General features: G+C 51.2%; 18 protein-coding genes and 2 pseudogenes. 13 read left to right on the forward strand and 7 right to left on the reverse strand.

Going from position 1 to position 21,800, the window contains the following annotated elements; translation table 11 throughout:
• Positions 1-21 precede the first annotated feature (21 nt).
• From ompC to ttcA, 6 genes and pseudogenes are all read left to right on the forward strand, one after another.
• The gene (gene ompC, locus HV107_RS24265; protein ID WP_182061271.1) at positions 22-1,131 is read left to right on the forward strand and encodes a porin OmpC; all 1,110 of its coding nucleotides are present in this window, start codon (positions 22-24) and stop codon (positions 1,129-1,131) included.
• Between the two features lie 201 nt (positions 1,132-1,332).
• Positions 1,333-1,545, forward strand: coding sequence for a KTSC domain-containing protein (locus tag HV107_RS24270; protein WP_182061272.1), 213 nt, complete (start codon positions 1,333-1,335; stop codon positions 1,543-1,545).
• A gap of 34 nt (positions 1,546-1,579) precedes the next feature.
• On the forward strand, positions 1,580-1,705 hold the full coding sequence (locus HV107_RS27430; RefSeq protein WP_259349660.1) for a hypothetical protein: 126 nt from the start codon (positions 1,580-1,582) through the stop codon (positions 1,703-1,705).
• A gap of 194 nt (positions 1,706-1,899) precedes the next feature.
• Complete coding sequence (locus HV107_RS24275) at positions 1,900-3,513, forward strand: mechanosensitive ion channel family protein (protein ID WP_182061273.1); 1,614 nt, start codon at positions 1,900-1,902, stop codon at positions 3,511-3,513.
• Between the two features lie 77 nt (positions 3,514-3,590).
• Positions 3,591-3,833 (forward strand): annotated as a pseudogene (locus tag HV107_RS24280) (tyrosine-type recombinase/integrase); the annotation flags it as partial.
• Positions 3,834-3,839: 6 nt separating this feature from the next.
• Positions 3,840-4,775: a tRNA 2-thiocytidine(32) synthetase TtcA gene (gene ttcA, locus HV107_RS24285; protein ID WP_182061274.1), complete on the forward strand. Its 936-nt coding sequence runs from the start codon at positions 3,840-3,842 to the stop codon at positions 4,773-4,775.
• Positions 4,776-4,821: 46 nt separating this feature from the next.
• Here the strand turns inward: ttcA and dbpA are convergent, their stop codons facing one another.
• From dbpA to zntB, 3 genes and pseudogenes are all read right to left on the reverse strand, one after another.
• Positions 4,822-6,195 carry an ATP-dependent RNA helicase DbpA gene (dbpA, locus tag HV107_RS24290; RefSeq protein WP_182061275.1) on the reverse strand — a complete coding sequence of 458 codons (1,374 nt, stop codon included), beginning with the start codon at positions 6,193-6,195 and terminating at the stop codon, positions 4,822-4,824.
• A gap of 27 nt (positions 6,196-6,222) precedes the next feature.
• A pseudogene (locus tag HV107_RS27555) lies at positions 6,223-6,351 on the reverse strand (hypothetical protein); the annotation flags it as partial.
• Positions 6,352-6,679: 328 nt separating this feature from the next.
• Positions 6,680-7,663 carry a zinc transporter ZntB gene (gene zntB / locus HV107_RS24295; RefSeq protein ID WP_182061276.1) on the reverse strand — a complete coding sequence of 328 codons (984 nt, stop codon included), beginning with the start codon at positions 7,661-7,663 and terminating at the stop codon, positions 6,680-6,682.
• A gap of 197 nt (positions 7,664-7,860) precedes the next feature.
• Here zntB and HV107_RS24300 point away from each other — a divergent pair, with 197 nt between their 5' ends.
• A complete protein-coding gene (locus HV107_RS24300) occupies positions 7,861-8,988 on the forward strand; it encodes a GGDEF domain-containing protein (RefSeq protein WP_182061277.1) in 1,128 nt (375 codons plus the stop codon).
• A gap of 34 nt (positions 8,989-9,022) precedes the next feature.
• Here HV107_RS24300 and HV107_RS24305 read toward each other — a convergent pair whose 3' ends face one another.
• Positions 9,023-10,018: a methyl-accepting chemotaxis protein gene (locus HV107_RS24305; RefSeq protein WP_409050237.1), complete on the reverse strand. Its 996-nt coding sequence runs from the start codon at positions 10,016-10,018 to the stop codon at positions 9,023-9,025.
• 613 nt (positions 10,019-10,631) lie between these two features.
• Between HV107_RS24305 and HV107_RS24310 the strand changes: the two genes are divergently transcribed.
• From HV107_RS24310 to HV107_RS24320, 3 genes are all read left to right on the forward strand, one after another.
• Positions 10,632-12,761: a bifunctional diguanylate cyclase/phosphodiesterase gene (locus HV107_RS24310; RefSeq protein ID WP_182061279.1), complete on the forward strand. Its 2,130-nt coding sequence runs from the start codon at positions 10,632-10,634 to the stop codon at positions 12,759-12,761.
• Between the two features lie 92 nt (positions 12,762-12,853).
• Positions 12,854-14,086, forward strand: a complete 1,233-nt coding sequence (locus HV107_RS24315) for a sensor domain-containing diguanylate cyclase (RefSeq protein ID WP_182061280.1) — start codon at positions 12,854-12,856, stop codon at positions 14,084-14,086.
• Between the two features lie 75 nt (positions 14,087-14,161).
• Complete coding sequence (locus HV107_RS24320) at positions 14,162-14,302, forward strand: Ecr family regulatory small membrane protein (RefSeq protein ID WP_166715499.1); 141 nt, start codon at positions 14,162-14,164, stop codon at positions 14,300-14,302.
• A 205-nt stretch (positions 14,303-14,507) separates the two neighbouring features.
• Here the strand turns inward: HV107_RS24320 and HV107_RS24325 are convergent, their stop codons facing one another.
• Positions 14,508-16,124 (reverse strand): ABC transporter substrate-binding protein, encoded by a 1,617-nt coding sequence (locus HV107_RS24325; protein ID WP_182061281.1) that lies wholly within the window; start codon positions 16,122-16,124, stop codon positions 14,508-14,510.
• A gap of 181 nt (positions 16,125-16,305) precedes the next feature.
• Here HV107_RS24325 and mpaA point away from each other — a divergent pair, with 181 nt between their 5' ends.
• Complete coding sequence (mpaA, locus tag HV107_RS24330) at positions 16,306-17,019, forward strand: murein tripeptide amidase MpaA (protein ID WP_182061282.1); 714 nt, start codon at positions 16,306-16,308, stop codon at positions 17,017-17,019.
• Here the strand turns inward: mpaA and ycjG are convergent.
• Positions 17,010-17,975 carry an L-Ala-D/L-Glu epimerase gene (gene ycjG, locus HV107_RS24335; RefSeq protein ID WP_182061283.1) on the reverse strand — a complete coding sequence of 322 codons (966 nt, stop codon included), beginning with the start codon at positions 17,973-17,975 and terminating at the stop codon, positions 17,010-17,012. The two genes, mpaA and ycjG, sit on opposite strands and share 10 nt — an antisense overlap.
• Positions 17,976-18,083: 108 nt before the next feature.
• Here ycjG and tpx point away from each other — a divergent pair, with 108 nt between their 5' ends.
• A complete protein-coding gene (gene tpx / locus HV107_RS24340; protein WP_182061284.1) occupies positions 18,084-18,590 on the forward strand; it encodes a thiol peroxidase in 507 nt (168 codons plus the stop codon).
• A 275-nt stretch (positions 18,591-18,865) separates the two neighbouring features.
• Positions 18,866-20,074: an aldose 1-epimerase family protein gene (locus tag HV107_RS24345; protein WP_182061285.1), complete on the forward strand. Its 1,209-nt coding sequence runs from the start codon at positions 18,866-18,868 to the stop codon at positions 20,072-20,074.
• Between the two features lie 71 nt (positions 20,075-20,145).
• Here HV107_RS24345 and tyrR read toward each other — a convergent pair whose 3' ends face one another.
• Positions 20,146-21,687 carry a transcriptional regulator TyrR gene (gene tyrR / locus HV107_RS24350; RefSeq protein ID WP_182061286.1) on the reverse strand — a complete coding sequence of 514 codons (1,542 nt, stop codon included), beginning with the start codon at positions 21,685-21,687 and terminating at the stop codon, positions 20,146-20,148.
• Positions 21,688-21,800: the final 113 nt, after the last annotated feature.

Below are 21,800 nucleotides of genomic sequence, written 5' to 3' on the forward strand. Positions count from 1 at the left end.
CAACTGCAAAGGAATATCACAATGCAAAGAAAAGTACTGGCTCTTATGATTCCGGCCCTTTTAATGGCTGGCGCAGCGAATGCAGCTGAAATTTACAACAAAGATGGCAACAAATTAGATCTGTACGGAAAAGTAGACGGCCTGCATTACTTCTCTGACGATAAAGGTGCGGATGGCGATCAGACGTACATGCGTCTGGGCTTCAAGGGTGAAACCCAGATCAACAACATGATGACCGGTTACGCGCAGTGGGAATACAACGTTCAGGCTAACAACACTGAAAGCTCTGACAACCAGTCCTGGACGCGTCTGGCGTTCGCAGGGGTCAAAGTTGGTGATTACGGTTCATTCGACTACGGCCGTAACTATGGCGTGCTGTACGACGTGGAAGGCTGGACCGATATGCTGCCAGAGTTCGGTGGCGACTCTTATACCAAAGCAGACAACTTCATGACCGGCCGTGCGAATGGTGTTGCAACCTACCGTAATACTGACTTCTACGGTCTGGTACAGGGTCTGAACTTTGCCTTGCAGTACCAGGGCAAAAATGAGAGCGCCAGCAACAACCAGGAAGGGACGAACAACGGTCGCGACACGCGTCATGAGAACGGCGACGGTTTCGGTATCTCCACTACCTATGACTTCGGCATGGGCTTTAGCGCCGGTGCAGCTTACGCCTCTTCTGACCGTTCCAACGATCAGGTGCGTTACACAACGGCGGGCGGCGATAAAGCCGATGCCTGGACTGCTGGCCTGAAATATGATGCCAACAATATCTACCTGGCAACCATGTATTCCGAAACCCGTAATATGACCCCATACGGTGACAACGAAAACGCGGTTGCTAACAAAACGCAGAACTTCGAAATCACTGCACAATATCAGTTTGATTTCGGCCTGCGCCCGGCCATTTCTTACCTGCAATCCAAAGGTAAAGACCTGGGTAACGGCGAAGGCGATAAAGATCTGGTTAAATATGCTGACGTAGGCGCAACCTATTATTTCAACAAAAACATGTCCACCTATGTTGATTATAAAATCAACCTGCTGGATGAAGATGATGCATTCTACAAAAACAACGGTATCGGCACGGATGATATCGTAGCGTTAGGTCTGGTTTACCAGTTCTAATTTGTCTGGCCCGCGTGCAAGCGCGGGCTATTAATTTATCATCTCAAAGTGTTTAATTGAAATCACGCCCTCCTCATTATCATTTCTTATTTCCCCTGATATCTGATTCTTTGCATCACTGATTTGAATTTACTTATTGCGCCCTGCACCTCTAATGGAGGATGATGTCTCTCCCCGTTACGCTGTCAGGGAGAGCCCATCATGACCCATCACCCAGTAAGATCATCACGCATCTCGTCGATTGCTTATGATGAAGGCAGTGCCACCCTCGAAATACGGTTCCATGATCGTTCCGCTTTCCAGTATCAGCGTGTCCCCGCTCGCATTTTTCGGGATTTTCTGAGTGTAGTGTCTAAAGGTCGCTTTTACGACGGCGTCGTTAAAGGTAAGTTTAAAGAGGTCAAAGTATATTGAGCCGGACCTTTCAGCATGAATAAGGACATTCACATTGTTTAGTCGTATATCTGTTGTTGTGCTCGCCCTCCTCGCCTTCCTGTGGATGGCGTTAATTTTTGATATTGGCGATATCGTTAGCCATCTTGGCAACCTTCTGAACCATTTAGACAGCTATTAACCCCCTCTGCCTTTACCTGCCTGACGCACTCTTACCCTCCTGCATCATTATCGATGTACATCCGGGCGGTCATAGCATCGCTTGAGGTGAATGTTGCACAACCGGGCAACTGGTCTATGCTCAGAAAGTTCATGTCTGCCGGTTAGCTGGTTGCCTGAAAAATAATGATAATTTCGCGTTATCGGGTGAAGAGTATGAATAAGAGAGTGCTCGTTTTTCTGGCGTGTGTGATATCGCTTTTCACCTTTAGTTCTTTTGCGGCGGAACCGCGTCAGGAGCCAACTGACCAGGAGCAAGCCCGCACGGTTTATATCTTCCATCATCCCATTGTTATGCTTCAGGCTAAGTTCGGGCTCACTACGCCAGAAGAGCGCGTGCTACGCATCCGCAACACGCTGCGTCATTTCGAACATGCGGATCTGCTCGAACCCCTGAAAATCGTCCCTGTCACCCGCTATAACCAGCCGGGAAGACTGTTCGTTATGAATGGCAAACCTGTCATGCTTCTGGCGCAGGCGGATCTGGATGAGGGGGATGATCTTACCCTGGATCAGGCTGCGCAACGTGTGCTGGTACGCCTTGAAGCACAGCGCACCGCACTTCGCGATCAATTCAATACCGGCTGGCTTGTCCTCTCTTCGGTGAAGACGGTTGCAGGTCTGGCAGTCTTTTTGCTCTTTGGCTATGTTGCGTGGCGCTCATGGCGCCGGGTGCGGCAATATTATCGCCGCCAGATTGCTGAAAACCGGGGTTGGCTCCCCAAAAGCTGGCGCCGTTATACGGGGGCAATTGAAGCACGCCTGTATGGCTTACTAATGATATTACTGGGGATTTTAGCTTTTTACGTCTGGTTAAGCTGGGCATTAAGTTTGTTCCCCTGGACGCGGGTCTGGGCTACGTCGCTGGGTGACTGGTCACTGCGTGTCGTACGTCAGATAGCCCTGTCTATCGTCTCTGCGTTACCGGGCCTGATGATTGTTTTGATTATTTTCATCATCACCGCCTTTATTCTGAAGTTGCTCAAAATGGTGCTCCGCCAGGTTGAAGCTGGTCGTTTACAGTTTCCGGGGCTTCACCCTGAGACTGTCGGGGCGACCCGCAAGCTTATCTCCGTGATGGTGTGGTTATTTGCTCTTTCCGCCGCATACCCTTTCCTTCCTGGCGCAAATTCCCTGGCCTTTAAAGGCATTAGCGTCTTCTTTGGCCTGATGTTAACGCTGGGTTCGGCTGGGGTGATGAATCATGCCATGAGTGGCCTGGTGCTTATTTATTCTCGAGCGCTGCGAAAAGGGGATGTTATTCGGGTAGCGGATAACGAAGGCCAGGTCAGCGAAATCGGGATGCTCGCCACCAAAATTATCACACGCGAAAACTACGTGGTGACGGTACCCAATGCGGTTGTGGTGAGCGGCAAGATTGTTAACCTCAGTGCGCAAAATAAAGATGGCAGCATCAACTTAACCGTCGGCGTGACCATAGGGTATGACACCCCGTGGCGGCAGGTTCACGCAATGCTTGAGCTGGCAGCCAAGCGAGCACGGTGTGTCGATCTCACGCATCCACCGCTTGTACGCCAGCTGGAACTGATGGACTGGTACATAGCCTATGAGCTACAGGTGAGACTGTTTCCCGGGCAGTCCCTGGCCATCGCGCGCAACGAGTTGTACAGCAACATTCAGGATGTATTCAATGAATTCAACGTTCAGATCATGTCGCCGAATTTCGTTATGCAGCCTGAAGGGAACATCATGGTCGCGCAAGAAAACTGGTATGCAGCCCCCGCAGAGCCACCAAAGCGTGAAGGGTAAAACGGCGTAGTCAGCACTGCGTTGGAGTATCAAATAATGCCTTCTGTTTCCGTGCCTGCGCTGCGTAAGGCACCTAAAAAGCCGACTACGCTTTATCAAGTACTGATGCCAGATCAAACGCCGCTGTAAAACGTGCTGGAATTCGTCGCCGGAATCCGTACCATACGCGACATACTTTTGCCTGCTGGCTTTTATCCGCTGGCGCTAACCCCTCTTTCATCGTGAGCCAGACAGGGCATGAAAACGCGCAAATGGTTTATGACGTCTGCGATGCGTGGTTTAAAGAATTGAATAAATGCCCCTTCTGGTTCCATAGGTAGTAATAAATGCAACAAAATCAAGATATTAACAAGAAAGAACAATACAACCTGAACAAATTACAAAAGCGTCTGCGCCGTAACGTAGGCGAAGCTATTGCTGACTTCAATATGATTGAAGAAGGCGATCGCATCATGGTCTGCCTCTCCGGGGGGAAAGACAGTTACACCATGCTGGAGATCCTGCGCAATCTTCAGCAGAGCGCGCCGGTGAATTTCTCACTGGTGGCGGTAAACCTCGACCAGAAACAGCCGGGTTTCCCGGAGCATATTCTTCCTGAGTATCTGGAGAAGCTGGGCGTCGAGTATAAAATCGTCGAAGAGAATACCTACAGCATCGTGAAAGAGAAGATCCCTGAGGGCAAAACCACCTGCTCTCTGTGCTCTCGTCTGCGCCGCGGGATCCTCTACCGTACGGCAACCGAACTGGGCGCAACCAAAATTGCGTTGGGCCATCACCGCGATGACATCCTGCAAACTCTGTTCCTGAACATGTTCTACGGCGGCAAAATGAAAGGGATGCCACCAAAACTGATGAGCGATGACGGGAAACACATCGTTATCCGCCCTCTGGCATACTGCCGCGAGAAGGACATCGAGCGTTTCTCCCAGGCGAAAGCGTTCCCGATAATCCCTTGTAATCTGTGTGGTTCACAGCCAAACCTGCAACGTCAGGTGATTGGCGACATGCTGCGTGACTGGGACAAACGCTATCCTGGCCGTATCGAAACCATGTTCAGCGCCATGCAGAACGTTGTGCCTTCGCATCTGGCGGACATAGAGCTGTTTGACTTTAAAGGGATTAACCACGAGTCAGAAGTGGTGAATGGCGGCGATCTGGCCTTTGATCGTGAAGAGATCCCAATGCAGCCTGCTGGCTGGCAACCGGAAGAAGATGACGCCCAGCTTGATGAACTGCGTCTGAACGTCGTCGAAGTGAAGTAATCCGTTAGCGTCCCGAACAGGTTTCGGGACGCTATCTTTCTGCCGCTTACTTAAGCAGGCGAACCCGACAGGCTTTGCCTTTAATTTTGCCGTTCTGCAACTGCTTCCAGGCTTTGTGCGCCACTGACTGGCGAACAGCGACATAGACATGTGCCGGATGCACGGCAATCTTCCCGATATCAGCCCCGTCCAGACCAATATCCCCGGTCAGCGCACCCAACACATCACCCGGACGCATTTTGGCTTTTTTACCGCCATCAATGCACAGCGTAGCCATTTCAGCATCCAGCGGCACAACGCTGACATTGCCTGGCGCACTGACCCAGTTCAGCTTCAGCTGCAGCATTTCAGACAGAATGTTTGCGCGCTGCGCCTCTTCCGGCGCGCAGAAGCTGATTGCCAGACCACTGTTCCCGGCGCGGGCAGTACGTCCGATACGATGTACATGCACTTCAGGGTCCCAGGCCAGCTCAAAGTTAACAACCAGCTCCAGTGATTTGATGTCCAGGCCACGAGCCGCAACATCGGTCGCCACCAGCACGCGCGCACTGCCATTGGCAAAACGCACCAGCGTTTGATCGCGGTCGCGTTGCTCAAGATCGCCATGCAGCGATAACGCACTCTGCCCGGCAGCATTCAGTGCATCGCATACGGACTGACAATCTTTTTTGGTATTACAGAACACCACGCAGGACGCAGGCTTATGCTGGCTCAGCAGCTTTTGCAGTAGCGAAATTTTGCCCTGCTGCGAGGTTTCGAAAAACTGTTGCTCAATAGCGGGCAACGCATCGACGCTATCAATTTCAATGGTTAATGGATTTTTCTGTACCCGGCCGCTGATAGCCGCAATAGCTTCAGGCCAGGTCGCAGAAAACAGCAGCGTCTGACGATCGGCAGGCGCAAAGCGAATAACCTCATCGATGGCGTCGCTAAAGCCCATATCCAGCATACGATCGGCTTCATCCATAACCAGCGTTTGCAGCGCATCAAGGGATACGGTGCCTTTTTGCAGGTGATCCAGTAAACGCCCCGGGGTTGCCACGATAATGTGCGGAGCGTGCTGGAGCGAATCGCGCTGGGCACCGAAAGGTTGTCCACCGCACAGCGTCAGAATTTTAGTGTTCGGCAGAAAACGCGCCAGTCGACGCAGTTCACCGGCGACTTGATCCGCCAGTTCACGGGTCGGGCACAGCACTAAAGACTGGGTCTTAAACAGTGCGACATCAATATGCTGCAGCAGCCCAAGACCAAATGCAGCCGTTTTCCCACTGCCCGTTTTTGCCTGTACGCGTACATCACGGCCTTCAAGAATGGCGGGCAGCGCAGCCGCCTGAACAGGGGTCATAGTGAGGTAACCCAACTCGTTAAGGTTATCGAGTTGGGCAGCGGGCAGAACATTCAGGGTAGAAAATGCGGTCACAATATACTCTCGCGGTCATCTTTGCAGTCAGATGGCGCGTATCCTCGCAGATCTCGGGGTTTGATGCGACATTTTAATCGGTTCTTCATCGGGTGGCGGGTCAGGCATCGGCTGCGGACGTGGGATGGGGTCCGGCATCGGTATAGGATCGTTAGGTTCAGAGCCAATCGGAATGGAATTTAATCGTTGAAGTGTGGGTAGGATGCTCATCTTTCCCTCCAGGTTTGGGCGTTCTCCCTTTTTAGGGTAGACGCTGAAGAACAGGAGGCAAAAAAAAGCCGACTATTAAGTCGGCGTCGTACGAATCAATTGTGCTATGCAGTAATTCAAAAAAGGAAGTAAGACAATATGGAGCGCAACGCCCATCGCTTGACGTTGCATTCACCTGCGGGAGTAATATTGCACCTTACGGGGTATGTGTTTATTGACTTCGCTCAAATAAAATAGCGTTTTGAGGCGCTCAACGAAGCGAAAAAACGTAATTTTACAACCATTTACTACGATGCAACCACCACGCAACACCGCCTATCAAAACGACTAACATGATGCAAAACGTAATAAATCCGTACGGGTAGGCGCCGCCGGGGATCCCGCCCAGGTTCACACCAAACAGCCCGGTCAGGAAGGTACTCGGCAAAAAGACCATCGCCATTAACGACATCGTATAGGTTCTTCTTGCCAGGGATTCTTGCATCACCTGTGCGATTTCATCGGCCATCACCGCCGTTCTGGCGATACAGGAGTCAATTTCGTCCAGACCTCGCCCTAGCCTGTCAGCGATATCCTGCATCCTGCGGCGCTGATCATCGTTCATCCAGTTAAGGCGCTCGCTGGCCAGACGCGCGTAGACATCTCGCTGGGGCGTCATGTAGCGGCGCATCACAATCAGCTGCTTTCGCAGCAGCGCGAGAAAACCGCGCGGGGGTATCTGCTGATCGAGCAAATTATCTTCCAGGTCGATAATTTTATCGTGCAGTTCCTCGATAAACTCACTGGCGTGATCGGTCAGGGCATCACAGACATCCACCAGCCATCCACCACAATCCGCCGGACCAGTGCCCTCTTTCAGATCGTTAACCACATCATCCAGCGCCAGCACTTTGCGCTGGCGCGTAGAGACAATCATTCGTTCATCCATATACACGCGCATCGCCACCAGCTGGTCGGGGCGTTCATCGGTACTGCCGTTAATGCAGCGCAGCGTAATCAGCGTACCTTCGCCCATCCTGCTGACTCGTGGACGCAGACTCTCTCCCGACAGAGCATCCCGCACATTGTTCGGCAACAACGGGGTCGTCGCCAGCCACTGAGCGCTATCCGGGTGGGTGTAGTTCAGGTGCAGCCAGCAAGGATGCTCATTGTCGATGTCATCACCGTTTTCCAGCGGCCTCGCGCCGCCGCGACCATCGAGCAGCCACGCAAAAACCGCGTCAGGAACGTTAACCTCAGACCCTTTAATGCTATCCACAGCACCTCCACCTTTTTGACTCTTTGGTTGTCAGTCTAGCTTTCGCCTAACGTTAAGCAATAACTATGTCCAGCATCGCGCTGAATTAGCTCAGGAATTGCTCATTATCCTTCAGGTTTCAGTAGACAGGTACATGTAAATCGTTAGAGTTAATGAAATGCTGCCGTTTTGATCTAAATGTATCCCGGAGTGAGCTGGTGACAACAAAAAAGACCTGTGCTGCATTCGATGTACGCCTGGCTGAAATGCGTGCAATTGCGATCAAAACCAGCATGACCTGGTTCCTGTGGGTGAACATTTTATTCTCGTTGTTCCTGCTGGGACGGCGCTATTTTTCTACTTTCGATACCTTAACTACGCCCCTGAATCCAGCCGGATTGCTGGAAACCATGATGGTTATTGATCTTACGCTTTCAGCAGGGGTCCTTTTTATCCTGAGAATGGCGCCACTGCAGAACGCGTCCTGGCTTCGAAATCTGGCAAAAGGCGTCGTCGTCGGGATAAGCCTCTGTTGGTCGGTCTGTTTTTACGTTCTGATTGCCAGCGGAGATATGCGTTTAATATTTCCGTTTGCTGCCCTGCTGCTTTTTACTGCGCTTATTTCGCTCTATTTCGACCCGAAAGTGTTATTGAGCTTTATCGCGCCAGTGTGGCTTACCATCCTGGTCACCAGCCTTTTTCATCCCTCCAGCCTTACCGTGCTGAACGCGCTGTTGTGGATACTGCTGGCAGGGATGATTGAATCCGGCCGCCGGATCCTCAACAGCTGGTTTATCCTCGCACTACGCCGCGAGCAGGAAAATGCGGATCTCATTCAACAGCTGGGGCAGCTTGCCAGCAAAGACCCCTTAACCGGTATCGCAAACCGCCGCACATTTGAAACACGCATGGATCAGGAAATTATCGGCCACCAGCGTGACGGCACCGAATTCGGGCTGATTATGCTCGATGTCGATCATTTCAAGCTTTACAACGACTATTACGGTCACCAGGGCGGTGACCGCTGCCTGATGATGATTGCCCGCGTACTTGAAAGCGCCACGCAGGATAGCCACGGCGTTGTCGGGCGTTTTGGCGGCGAGGAGTTTATAGTGCTATTGCCCGATCCCGGCCAGTTGCAGAGCACAGCGGCGGCGATAGCCAATACGCTGCAATCTCAGGCACAAGCCCATGCCCTTTCCCCGGTCAGCTCACTTGTTACAGTAAGCCAGGGGTTAGCGACATGGAAAGTTGGGCAAACGGCCCAGTCGGTAATTGCAAGGGCTGACAAGGCGCTTTACAGCGCTAAGCAGCAGGGACGAAATCGCTGGGTGTTGGCGCAATAAAAAAAGAGCCTGGGATCCAGGCTCTTTTTTACGGTTAGAGGGAGTGCTTAGCATGCGGTGCAAACATCGGGGAATGGTGAGGTTGCGGCGAGTACAGGGGTTTCTGGAATCCCTCTTCGAGCCTGAAATTTCGTGTCCGGGCCTGTAATTCAATGACCTGATTTTTCAGCACATCTGATGAACCACTCAGCTCCTCCACCATCGCAACGTTACTCTGGGTAACTTGTTCAAGCTCAGAAAGTGCCAGCGTAATTTGCGAGATCCCTTTCTCCTGCTCTGATGTTGATGAAGAGATATCGTCCATCAGTCTGCTCACCTGGCCCGAACCCGCCACAATTTCGTGCATGTTTTTTTCAGCTTGTGCAACCACGGTAACGCCCTCCGTGACGTTAGAGCTTGTCTCGTCGATCAGGGATTTTATGTTTTTCGCCGCTTCTGCACTGCGATGCGCCAGATTTCTGACCTCACCGGCCACCACGGCAAAACCTTTACCGTGTTCACCTGCGCGTGCCGCTTCAACGGCTGCATTCAGAGCCAGGATATTGGTCTGGAACGCAATACCGTCAATCAGCGTGATAATCTCTTTCATTTGTTGCGCGCATTCGGTGATGGATTGCATGTTGTGGGCAACCTGCCCCATCAGCTCTCCGCCCTTACGCGCCTGCAACGTTGCGGCATTAGCCTGCTCACTGGCTAAACGGGTGTTATCGGCGTTGTTTTTCGTGCTTGCGGCCATCTGTTCCATACTGGCTGCAGTTTGCACCAGCGAGGCTGACTGCTGTTCTGTTTTCACAGAAAGTTGTGCGCTGCGCTCTGAAAGCTGCCCGGACAACGTCATAGCCGATTCGGACGATGCCCTAATTTCCCGCACCAGCGTTGCGATGTTGCTCGACAATGTATTAATACCCGGGATCAGACGCCCGGCACAGTTATTGCCAAACTCGGGGATAGAGATGGCAAGATTGCCTGACATCACTTCTTCAATACTTTTTTTCACCGTGTTGATGGGCGTCACAAGATATTTTGTCATGTAGGCCCAAAGTAAAAACAATGCAAGTAAATTAACAATAATTACAGAAACAAAAAGAGTAGTGTTATGAGATAACAACGCAATCAAACCATCAATTAACAAAAAGGCGCTCACCAGAAAATAGATAATAAAAGTTCTGACACTAATATTTTTTAGCATGTTTTTTTCCCACTATTTGATATTTTTGTCGGCATTAAAATATATAGCATTGCCTCAGCACTTTTTCATCACTATCCCCCAACTCCTTTTGTTTTGCATCTTGCGGTCAGTAATTTCACTTAAGTTGATATAAAAACCCATATTATGATAAATGTTATGAACTTCATCCCGAAACACTGGTTTTTATGACACTAAAGCGATAGCATCTTTTTTTGTGAACTAATATGATCGCACTCGTATTTTAAGGAACAGTATTGCTCTACTGCATCAGTGTTTAGCGAAACTTAACTAAATAATAAAAGAATATATTCTGTTCTTTGATATGAGTGAAAAAAGCAATGCCCCTGGTCTTTTTTCGCGATTAATAACTAATATTGTTTGAACGAGTTCGCAGCTAGCTGATGCAGGGCGTCCGCAGGCGACCTCAGTAACCTTTTTGGCTTGGGATTGCATAATGCTCAATGTATCTTGGGACCCAGTGTTAATTGCCATCTCTTTTCTGGTGGCGTTTATCGCCTCATTTGTTGCACTGGACAGCGCGGGTAAAATCCCCCTTTCCAGCCGAAAAGCCGCGTTATTCTGGCGGATTGCCGGAGGCGTAACGCTGGGTATCGGGGTCTGGTCAATGCATTTCATTGGCATGTTGTCGATGGAAATGCCGATGACCATGAGCTATGACCTGTGGCTCACACTCGCCTCAATGGGCGCTGCCGTCCTGGCTTCTACCGTAGCCATTTATATTGCCGTCACCGCTAAAACCCTTTCCCCTTTCCGGTTGATCCTTGCCACGCTCATCCTGAGCGCAGGCGTGGCTTCCATGCACTATATCGGCATGGCTGCATTGATGCTTGAAGACGGAATTATCTGGGATCATCGTATTGTGCTGTTGTCGGTGGTGATTGCCGTTATCGCCTCAGGTGTTGCCCTGTGGTTAGCATTCCACCTGCGGGAAAATCGCAAAGGTATCTTTATTAATCGCGTAATGGCCGCGCTGGTGATGGCTGTCGCTATTTGTGCCATGCACTACACCGGGATGAGTGCCGCCCATATTCATGAAATGGAACAGACCCGGTCAGGCGGGGTCAGCGAGCTGGGGCTGTCGATTTGGGTGTCGGTCACGACCCTGTGCCTGCTTGGTCTGATGCTTATTATCTCCCTGGTGGATTCCCACTGGCGTACAACGCGGCTGACGGACAATCTGCGCCAGCTTAACCGCCAGCTAGAGTTGCAGGCGCGTTTTGATACCCTCACCGGGCTTGCTAACCGGCATCAGATGGATATTCGGTTACAGGATTGTTTGCGCAGTTCATTACTGAACAAGAAGCAATTTGCGCTGATTTTCTTCGATGTCGACCACTTCAGGCGGGTGAATGACACCTGGGGACATCAGGTTGGTGATGAACTGCTGATTAACGTTGCCCAGCGTATTACGGCCAGGCTGACCCGCGAAATGACGCTGGCGAGGCTGGGTGGCGATTCGTTTATGTTGCTGGTCCCGGAATGCGATGACGATAAATTAAACACCCTGCTATCGACGCTGGTTGAAGATATGCGCCGTCGCCAGCCCATCTGCGGACACGCGCTGAGTACCACACTCAGCGTAGGTGTCAGTCTCTATCCTCAACACGGTGAAACATTGCATGAGCTCAAGCTCAAGGCTGATGCCGCCATGCAGTACGTCAAGCAAGAAGGACGCAATGACTGGGCAGTCTACCGCCGTGAGATGTCCACCACCGCGCCAGCAGAGCCGGGTTTCTTGCAGGAGCTGACCCAGGCTCTCGAACGCGATCAGTTTGAACTTTGGTATCAGCCGACCTATATCGCCGAAGAAAATACCATCCACGGTTTTGAGGCGCTTATTCGCTGGCGCCACCCGGAACAAGGTGTTTTACTGCCGAATGTGTTTTTACCTTCTCTTGAGCAAACCGGCTTAATTATCCCGGTGGGAAACTGGGCAATTGAAGCAGCGTGCCGTCAGCTCAATTTCTGGACAGAACAAGGCTTCAGTCAGTGGACGTTATCCTTTAACTTGTCGCCAATCCAGTTTGAACAACAGGATATATTCCATGTTATTTCGTCCATGCTGGAAAAATACAATCTGGCACCGTCCAGATTGATTCTTGAGGTGACCGAAAGCACCGCGCTCAAAAATCTCGATCGCAGTATTGAGTTACTCACCGCCTTTAACCATGCCGGAATAACGGTTTCTATCGATGACTTTGGCACAGGCTATTCAAACCTGCTGATGCTCAGCGTGCTTCCTGCGAAAGAACTTAAAATCGATAAAAGTTTTGTGAGCTCAATGCTGGAAAATGAGAAAAGCCGGAAACTGGTGGAAACCATCATAAATATCGCGCGCACGATGGAGATGAATGTCGTGGCGGAAGGAATTGAAACAGAAGAACAACAGGCAGCGCTTACCGATTTAGGCTGTGATTTCCTTCAGGGTTTTCTTTTCTCTCGCCCGTTACCTGCGGAACAAGTCCCCTGGTTGTTGTTACAAAAAAAATCCGCCAAACAGATTATACCAATCGGTAAAATTCATACGGAATCCCCATTTGTTTCACAAAAAAATCATGCCTGATGTGGTGAAGTAGAGTATGTTTCAAAGGAGCCCACGCGAGTCAATTCCGTCGTGATCGTCAGGCACACTGTGTCGATGGATAGGAATTCCCTATGTCGCTAAATTGCTTCGATGCACTGAATTACATAAAAACGCCAGTGTGGCTGATTTCCCCCGTCTCAGAACAAATTATATTTGCAAACGCCGCAGCTACCGATGTCATGCGGACTAAAACAGTCAATGAAATGCGTACGGGGGTCTACTCCGCTAATGCGCAATCCGCACTTTCAATGTATGTTCCGGACCTCAAAACCGACCAGGAAATAATCGAAATCTGGACGGTCTGGCGTAATGAGCAAGAATCAACATTAATCTGCCGCCTGTCACTCATCCAGTGTGAGCCTTACGGTGATGTCATCATTTTTGAGGGGCTCGCCCAGCAAACCACAGCGGGCCTTAAAGCCAGTCGCTCGGCAACCTATCAACGAAAAAAACAGGGTTTTTACGCACGATTTTTCCTGACGAACAGCGCGCCAATGCTGCTTATCGACCCGGCGCGGGATGGTCAAATTGTGGATGCGAACCTGGCCGCATTGAATTTTTACGGTTATCAGCACGATGAATTGTGCAGCAAACATACCTGGGAAATTAATACCCTCGGTCGTGACATCATGCCGGTAATGACAGAGATAGCGAGCCTGCCTGGTGGGCATAAACCGCTTAACTTTGTCCACCGACTCGCCGATGGCTCAACCCGGCATGTGCAGACATATGCCGGGCCAATTGAAATTTACGGCGATAAGCTGATGCTGTGCATCATTCACGATATTACGGAGCAAAAGCGGTTAGAACAGGAACTGGAACATGCGGCACTGCGAGATTCCATGACAGGCCTGCTTAATCGTCGTCAGTTTTACATTATCACCGAACAAACAAACCCTTCTCACCTGCCCGCTCAGGAGCAGTTCAGCCTGTTGCTGGTGGATACCGACCATTTTAAAAATATCAACGATGTTTTTGGCCACCTCAAAGGTGATGAAGTCCTGATCTCGCTCTCCCGTACGCTGGAGGCCTGTAGCCGTAAAGACGACTTTGTTTTTCGCTGGGGGGGTGAGGAGTTTGTGATTTTGCTACCCAGAACCTCGCTTGATGCCGCCATGCAGGTCGCCGAAACGATCCGCGCCGCCGTTGCGCACATTACCATCCCGGGGCTTCCGCGCTTCACGGTCAGTATCGGCGTCGCGCGCCATAATCCGGGAGAGAGTATCGACGACCTGTTTAAACGTGTCGATGATGCGCTGTACCGCGCCAAGAACAATGGGCGCAATAAGGTGCTGGCTGCGTGAAACTGGAGTATTTATTCAAGCCTCGCTACAATGCCCGCCTCGAAGAAACAGACTTCAGGTGGGTAGTATCCAGCAATGGGAAAGACAGAATTAATACTCATCTTAATTATTTTAAGCCTTATTATTTTTGGCTATTGGTTTATCTTCAGCGGTGAGATTTGGCAGCTTGTAGAATATCTTGAAAACAGTGTGTACCCGTCCATTGAAGCCCCGTAACGCATGTTTAATGCTTTGTTTCACCTACCGAATTTGTCAGCTACACGCAAACATAACTGACGCGTAATATACGCGCTGTTAGCCACCGTGATGGCGGATAACGAATCAATAAATCATTTGCTTATTTCGCCCGTTCTCTGACGGGCTTTTTTTATTTTTTTGATGAGCGGAACAGTAATTTAGGTTATGTCCCGCCCGACATTAATTAATGTTTCTCGATATACATCGTACGGCTGTAAGCAACATCTTCCGGGTTATTAACAGGATAGCCCTTGACCCACGGTTTAATCAGACGGCCATTGGTGTACTGGTAAATCGGCGCAATAGGGGCTTTTTCGGCGAGGATCTTCTCGGCTTTATTGTAATCCGCATTACGCGCTTTCTCGGTTGTCTCAAGCGTCGCCTGATTGATTATCTTATCGTACGCCGGATCGTTAAACCGTGAGATATTGCCGCTGTGTGTAGAGGTCAGTAGCGACAGGAAAGTGGACGGCTCATTGTAGTCCCCAACCCAGGACGCGCGGATCACGTCGAAATTCCCGGTATTACGGCTATCAATGTAGGTCTTCCACTCCTGGTTTTGCAGTTTGACGTCAACACCCAGATTTTTCTTCCACATCGACGCCACGGCGATCGCTATCTTCTGATGGTTCTCTGAGGTGTTGTACAGCAGATTCAGGGTCAGAGGGCGCTGGGGGCCATAACCTGCCGCCTGCAACAACATCTTCGCCTGCGCATTCAGCTCCTGCTGCGACATCTGTTCAAACACGGACGCTTCCGGGGTAAAGCCGGCGGTCACGTCAGGTGTAAAGTGCCAGGCCGGTTTCTCACCCGTGCCTAACACTTTTTCTGCCATGATTCGGCGATCGATGGTCATACTCAGCGCCAGACGCACGCGTGCATCTGCGGTTGGCCCTTTTTGGGTATTAAAGGCGTAATAGTAGGTCCCGAGCTGAGGTGGGGTGTAAACCTGTCCCGGAATATCTTTCAGCAGTTTCTGGTACATGTTTTTCGGGAAAGATTCAGTGATATCGATATCACCTGCCAGGTAGCGCTTGGTCGCGGAAGACTCCTGATTAATGGGCACAAAGGTGACTTTTTTCAGTACCGTTTTGGCGCTATCCCAGTAGTGCGTATTAGGTTCGACAACCAGCTTTTCATTCACCACGCGGTCTTTCAGGACGTAGGCACCGTTACCCACCAGGGCACCCGGGCGAGTCCACTCTTTCCCGCTTTCAACATTTGCTTTTTGCACCGGATAAAACGCAAAGCTCGCCGTCAGGCTGGCAAACCACGACAGCGGTTTATCCAGCTGTACGCGCAGGGTTTTATCATCGACGGCCGTTACGCCAAGCGTATCGGGTGCCGCTTTACCATCAATAATGGCCTGGGCATTGTTAATGCCCGCCAGGGCCGCAAACCAGGCGAAAGGCGATGTGGTTTTCGGATCAACCAGACGCTGCCAGCTATAAACAAAATCCTGTGCGGTAACGGGGGAGCCATCCGACCATTTTGCATTATCGCGCAAGCTGAACGTCCAGACGCGGTTGTCGTTACTCTGCCAGCGCGTCGCGACACCCGGCGCTAACTCCCCTTTTTCATTTTGATTGACCAGCCCCTCAAAGAGATCGCGAATTACCTGGATTTCGGGCAAACCCACGGCTTTTGCGGGATCAAGCGAGGCAGGTTCATCTTTTATATGACGTACAAGTTCCTGCTTTTGTGCCAGAACGGTTCCCTTTGGGATGTCAGCAGCATAAGAAAGTGAAGAAAGTCCGCACAGCCAAAGTGCAGAACAAAGCAGCGAAACAGGATGCTTCATGAGATCCCCTTAAGATGTCAGGTAACACAGATGCGTAATTATTTGTTTCGAAACGGAGAAATGCAAATACCTTAAATCGGAAAGTTGATATCTGGCAATTTTCCACAGCGACGGAAACTATTTGATTAACCGCGAGTTTTGCACAACACTGCCAGTAGAGACTTCTTCATCAGGATTTCCTATGTCACTCACCCGACCAAGAACGGAACGTGGCGCTTTCCCGCCAGGAACCGAACACTATGGCCATTCATTTTTAGGCGCGCCGTTAATCTGGTTTCCCGCCCCGGAGGCTGACCGCAATAGCGGGTTAATCATCGCAGGCACGCATGGTGACGAGAACTCCTCGATTGTGACGTTGTCCTGTGCGCTACGTACCCTGGCACCTGAATTACGCCGCCATCACGTCATTTTGACCGTTAACCCGGATGGTTGTCAGCTTGGGCTTCGGGCAAATGCGCGAGGCATCGACTTAAATCGTAATTTCCCGGCGGCTAACTGGCGCGCGGGAGAAACGGTGTATCGCTGGAACAGCTCCGCAGAAGAGCGCGACGTGGTGTTACTGACGGGAGAAAAGCCGGGTTCAGAGCCGGAAACACACGCCCTGTGTCAATTGATCCATCGATTACATCCGGCCTGGGTCGTTTCGTTTCACGATCCGCTTGCCTGCATCGAAGATCCCCGCCACACCGCGCTTGGGCAGTGGCTGGCCGATGCCTTTGCCCTTCCGCTGGTCACGAGCGTGGGTTATGAGACGCCCGGCTCGTTTGGGAGCTGGTGTGCCGATCTGGGGTTACACTGCATCACTGCAGAATTCCCCCCAATCTCATCCGACGAAGCGAGCGAAAAGTACCTCAAAGCGATGGTCGGTCTTCTCCGCTGGCAGCCTCAGAGATGAAGCGTGCCGGTGGTGAAATGCAGGGCTGGCGAGACGTCCACCGCCAGCCATGTCGGGCCATCCAGATCGGCAAAACTCACCTGTTGAACCAAAGGTAACGCGGCACTAATTGCACGTGATGTGCACAGCATACAGCCCAGCATCAACGAGAACCCTTGCGCACGCGCCTCTTTCGCCAGAGCCAGCGCTTCGGTCAGCCCACCCGTCTTATCGAGTTTAACATTCACCATCTCATAGCGGCCTTTTAAGCCTGCGAGGCTTTCGCGCGTATGGCAGCTTTCATCGGCACATACGGGCAGCGGATGGATAAAGTTTTCCAGCACGGCGTCGTCCTTTGCCGGAAGCGGTTGTTCCAGCATGGCCACACCCAGATCTGCCAGCAGCTGACAGCGGGCTGCCAGCCCTTCGCTATGCCAGGATTCGTTCGCATCGACAATCAGCGTGGCGTCCGGCACGGCAGCGCGAATTGCAACCATTCGCTCGCTGATTAGCCGGTCATCAAGCTTCACCTTTAATAAGGTTGCCCCGGAGGCGAACAGTGCTTTTGCGCTGGCAGCCATCTGTTCTGGCTCACCAATCACTACCGTTTGCGCCGTAACAACTGATGCCGGTAACGTGATATCCAGAAGCGATGGCAAAGAGCGGTGCTGTTGCGCAGCCTCCAGATTCCAGAGTGCACAATCAATCGCGTTACGCGCAGCCCCCGCCGCCAGATGCTGTTGCAATGCCGCTCGGGTTAGTCCTTTTTGCAGCTCAGGAACCAGCGCCATCACCTGAGCCATCACAGATGCAAGGCTCTCTCCATAACGCGGATACGGGGTACATTCCCCCACGCCTTTCACCCCGTCTTCTTCTATTTCAACCACCACAACGCAGGCTTCGCTGCGACTGCCACGTGAAATGACAAATGGGGAATGCAATGGCCAGGCTTCTTCATAGACTTTCACGCTTCTCATTGACTGTCTCCTTTCGGCCCGGTGAGGCGCTAAATTTGGTTTGCCGTGCTGTCCGCAGTTGGCATACACTAGCCCTGACGTTAACTATATGTAAACAGGAAGATATCTATGTCACAACTCGTTCATTTCCAGGGCAACCCGGTTGCTGTTGCAGGTTCCATTCCGCAGGCTGGTAGCAAAGCACAGGCATTCACTCTGGTGGCTAAAGATCTGTCTGACGTCACGCTGGCCCAGTTTGCTGGCAAACGTAAAGTCCTGAACATTTTCCCAAGCATTGATACCGGTGTTTGTGCCGCGTCTGTGCGCAAATTCAACCAACTGGCAACCGAAATGGACAACACCGTTGTGCTGTGCATTTCTGCGGACCTGCCGTTTGCCCAGTCTCGCTTCTGCGGTGCAGAAGGCCTGAGCAACGTGATCACCCTTTCAACCCTGCGTAGCCCGGACTTCCTCGAGAAATACGGCGTGGGTATTTCTGAAGGCGCTCTGAAAGGCCTGGCAGCACGCGCGGTGCTGGTTATCGATGAGAATGACAACATCGTCTTCAGCGAACTGGTTAACGAAATCACCACCGAACCAGATTACACCGCTGCGCTTGATGTGCTGAAAGCATAATAAGTACTGAGCATTCTATACAATTATTTATCAACCTCGCCACAGCGGGGTTTTTTATTAATCAAAAGCTGAATCGTTAAAGCAATAATAGTCATAAATCACATTAATGATGCAATAAAAAATGTAATGCGCAACATTAACGTGATATTTAGCACATTATAATCGTTAAAAATCCCTATTTTTGTCCCAAGTGAAGCACATCACATTTCCCTTTTTCCCTAAACATTAAATTTTCTTGTGAAAGACAATAATCGTTTCAGCAAAAAGGATAAAATATGAAGATTAAATTCGCTTTCACGCTCCTTGCGGTACTGATTTCTGGCAATGCAGTGGCTAAAACCTGGGTGCTGACAAACGCTGAAAGCAGCGTAGAAAAAGGAAACTGGAAGATTTCCAGTGATGAGCTGAACGTTAAGATTCACCCGTTCAGCATTGAGCAAAAGGTCTTGCACGGTGGTAAACAGGAAGGCAGTAAAATCATCGTTATTAGCAGCAAAGATGGCCTGACCATAACCCTGAGCCCGACGCGCGGAATGAACCTTCTGCACGTTGAAGGATTTGGCACCCGACTGGGGTGGAATTCTCCCGTCAAAGAAGTTGTGAACCCGGCTTATATTAATCTGGAAAGTCGAAACGGTCTTGGCTGGCTGGATGGTTTCAACGAGATGATGGTGCGCTGCGGCTACGAGTGGACAGGACACCCGGTCACTGCGGACGGGCAAATTTACACCCTTCACGGCAAGGCCGGTAATACCCCTGTATCGCAGGTAGAAGTCGAGGTCGCAGACACCGCCCCTTATGAAATCCGCGTTCGGGGTTTAATCAAAGAGAGCACGTTTAAAAAAGCGGATCTGCAAACCATGACCGAACTGCGCTACGTTCCTGGAACCAACCAGTTCAGCCTGCACGATGTGCTGACAAACCATGCAGATTACCCTCATGATTACCAGATAATCTATCACAGCAACTTCGGAACGCCGATCCTCGAAGAAGGCGCTCGTTTCCTTGCGCCGGCGGTGAGCGTTAGCCCGTTCAATGACTACGCCAAAGCAGGCGTTAACGACTGGCAAACCTATGCCGGGCCGACAAAAGGCTTTGATGAGATGGTCTTTAACATCAAACCGCTTGCGGACAATAACCATGAAACGCTCGCGGCAGTAGTCAATAAAGCCGGAGATAAAGGCGCGTCAATCCAGTTTGATACCCGCCAGCTGCCCGTGCTGACATTATGGAAAAATACCGACACGCTGAAGCAGGGGTATGTCACGGGTATTGAGCCAGGTACAAGCTACGCCTACCCCGTCACGATTGAACGCGAGCAGAAGCGCGTTAAGCAGCTACAGCCTGGTGCCAGCGCGCAGTTTGACCTGACGTATACCCTGCTTCACAGCCCGCAGCAGGTAAAAGACGTCGAAAGCAGGATTGCGTCGATTCAGGGAGAGACAAAAACAGAAATCGTGACCACGCCTCTGGCGAAGGAATAAGCATAAAGTAAAAAAGCCTCTTTATGGACTGACCCCCACAAAGTTGGACAGTCCATTACAGAGGCTTTTTGTTATTCGTCACCCTTCTTATGATTCAAACCGTACTCACGGAGCTTATTCGCAATCGCGGTGTGCGAGACGCCAAGACGTTTCGCCAGTTTACGTGTACTCGGGTAACTGCGATAAAGCTGCGTCAGCACCGAACGCTCGAAACGGCTGGTAATATCATCCAGAGAGCCTTCCATCGCCTCTTCACCTACCGACACCGTCCCGGCATCATAATCCGGTAATAAGATATCCTGTGGACGCAGCTCGTATCCTTCAAGCTGAGTCAGCGCGCGATAAACGGCGTTCTTAAGCTGGCGAATGTTACCCGGCCAGCCGTAACGCGTGAGCACTGTCCCCAGGTCGGCGGACAGTTTCGGGCGCGGAACACCTTGTTCGTCGGCGAAGCGTGCCACAAACAGCTCGGTCAGCGGCATAATATCCTGAGGACAATCCCGCAGCGGCGGAATATTGAGAGTCAGCACGTTCAGGCGATAGTAGAGATCCTCGCGGAATACCCCTTTCTGCACCAGCTCCACCAGGTTTTTCTGCGTGGCGCAAATCACGCGCACATCCACATGGACTTCATGATCTTCCCCTACGCGACGGAAGGTTCCGTCATTGAGGAAACGCAGCAGTTTAGCCTGCATCCGTGGCGACATTTCGCCGATCTCATCCAGCAGAACCGAGCCGCCATTTGCCTGCTCGAAGAAACCTTTTTTACCTTCAGGCGCATGGCCGAAAAGCTCGCTCTCAACCGCATCTTCAGGAATTGAGGCGCAGTTCAGTGCCAGATATGGTTTTGCTGCCCGCGGGCTGGACAGATGCACGGCATGAGCCAGCAGGTCTTTCCCGGTTCCGGTATCCCCGGTGATCAGCAGCGGCGCCGTCAGATTCGCAAGCTTGCGCGCCTGATCGACCACATGGCGCATTTTCGGGCTGACAGCGATTATCTGGCTAAACGCGCCAACATCCTGACTTGAGAGATTTTGCAGCTGACGGCCCATCCGTACGGTAGAACGCAGCATGATCACCGCCCCGGTCAGCACGCGGGCATCGTTTTCCCCTTTCAGGTACACGGGGGTGATTTCCATCAGGAAATTCTGCCCGTTGATCACCACGTGTTCGCTGTGGGTGTTTTGCGGGTTGCTTTCCAGCCAGCGCTGGAAGTTGAAGCCGGGGATAAGCTGCGTTGCATGATGAGTGCTCAGCTTCTCCTGGCCCTGTGCAAACAACTGACAGCTGGCCTGGTTTACACGTTCGACCTTACTTTTCAGATCCAGGGATAAGAATGGCTCTGGCATCGCTTCAAGCAAGGCGCTCAGCGCCAGGTGTTCACGCTCTGATGGCATCCACGGAATGGTTCGGACATCCGTAACGCCAGCGATACGGCGGATCTCAGCCATAAGACTACTGAATGTATTGAATTCAATTTCGGCAAAGTTGAGGTAAATTCGCCCGATAGGATCGATCTCAATGCCACGCAGATCAATACTACGTAAAACAAGCAGATCGAGTAATTCGCGGGTCAGACCGAGTCGGTCTTCACAAAAGACTTCCAGACGCATGGGAAATTCACCGTTTAAGCCAATAACATTAAAATAATATGTCAGAAAGCGGTGATCGGGAAGATGGCTGTCAACAAATATTGACAGCCTGTTGGTTAATTAGCCGATGATGT

The sequence above is a fragment of the Enterobacter sp. RHBSTW-00175 genome (assembly GCF_013927005.1).
Lineage (GTDB): Bacteria > Pseudomonadota > Gammaproteobacteria > Enterobacterales > Enterobacteriaceae > Enterobacter.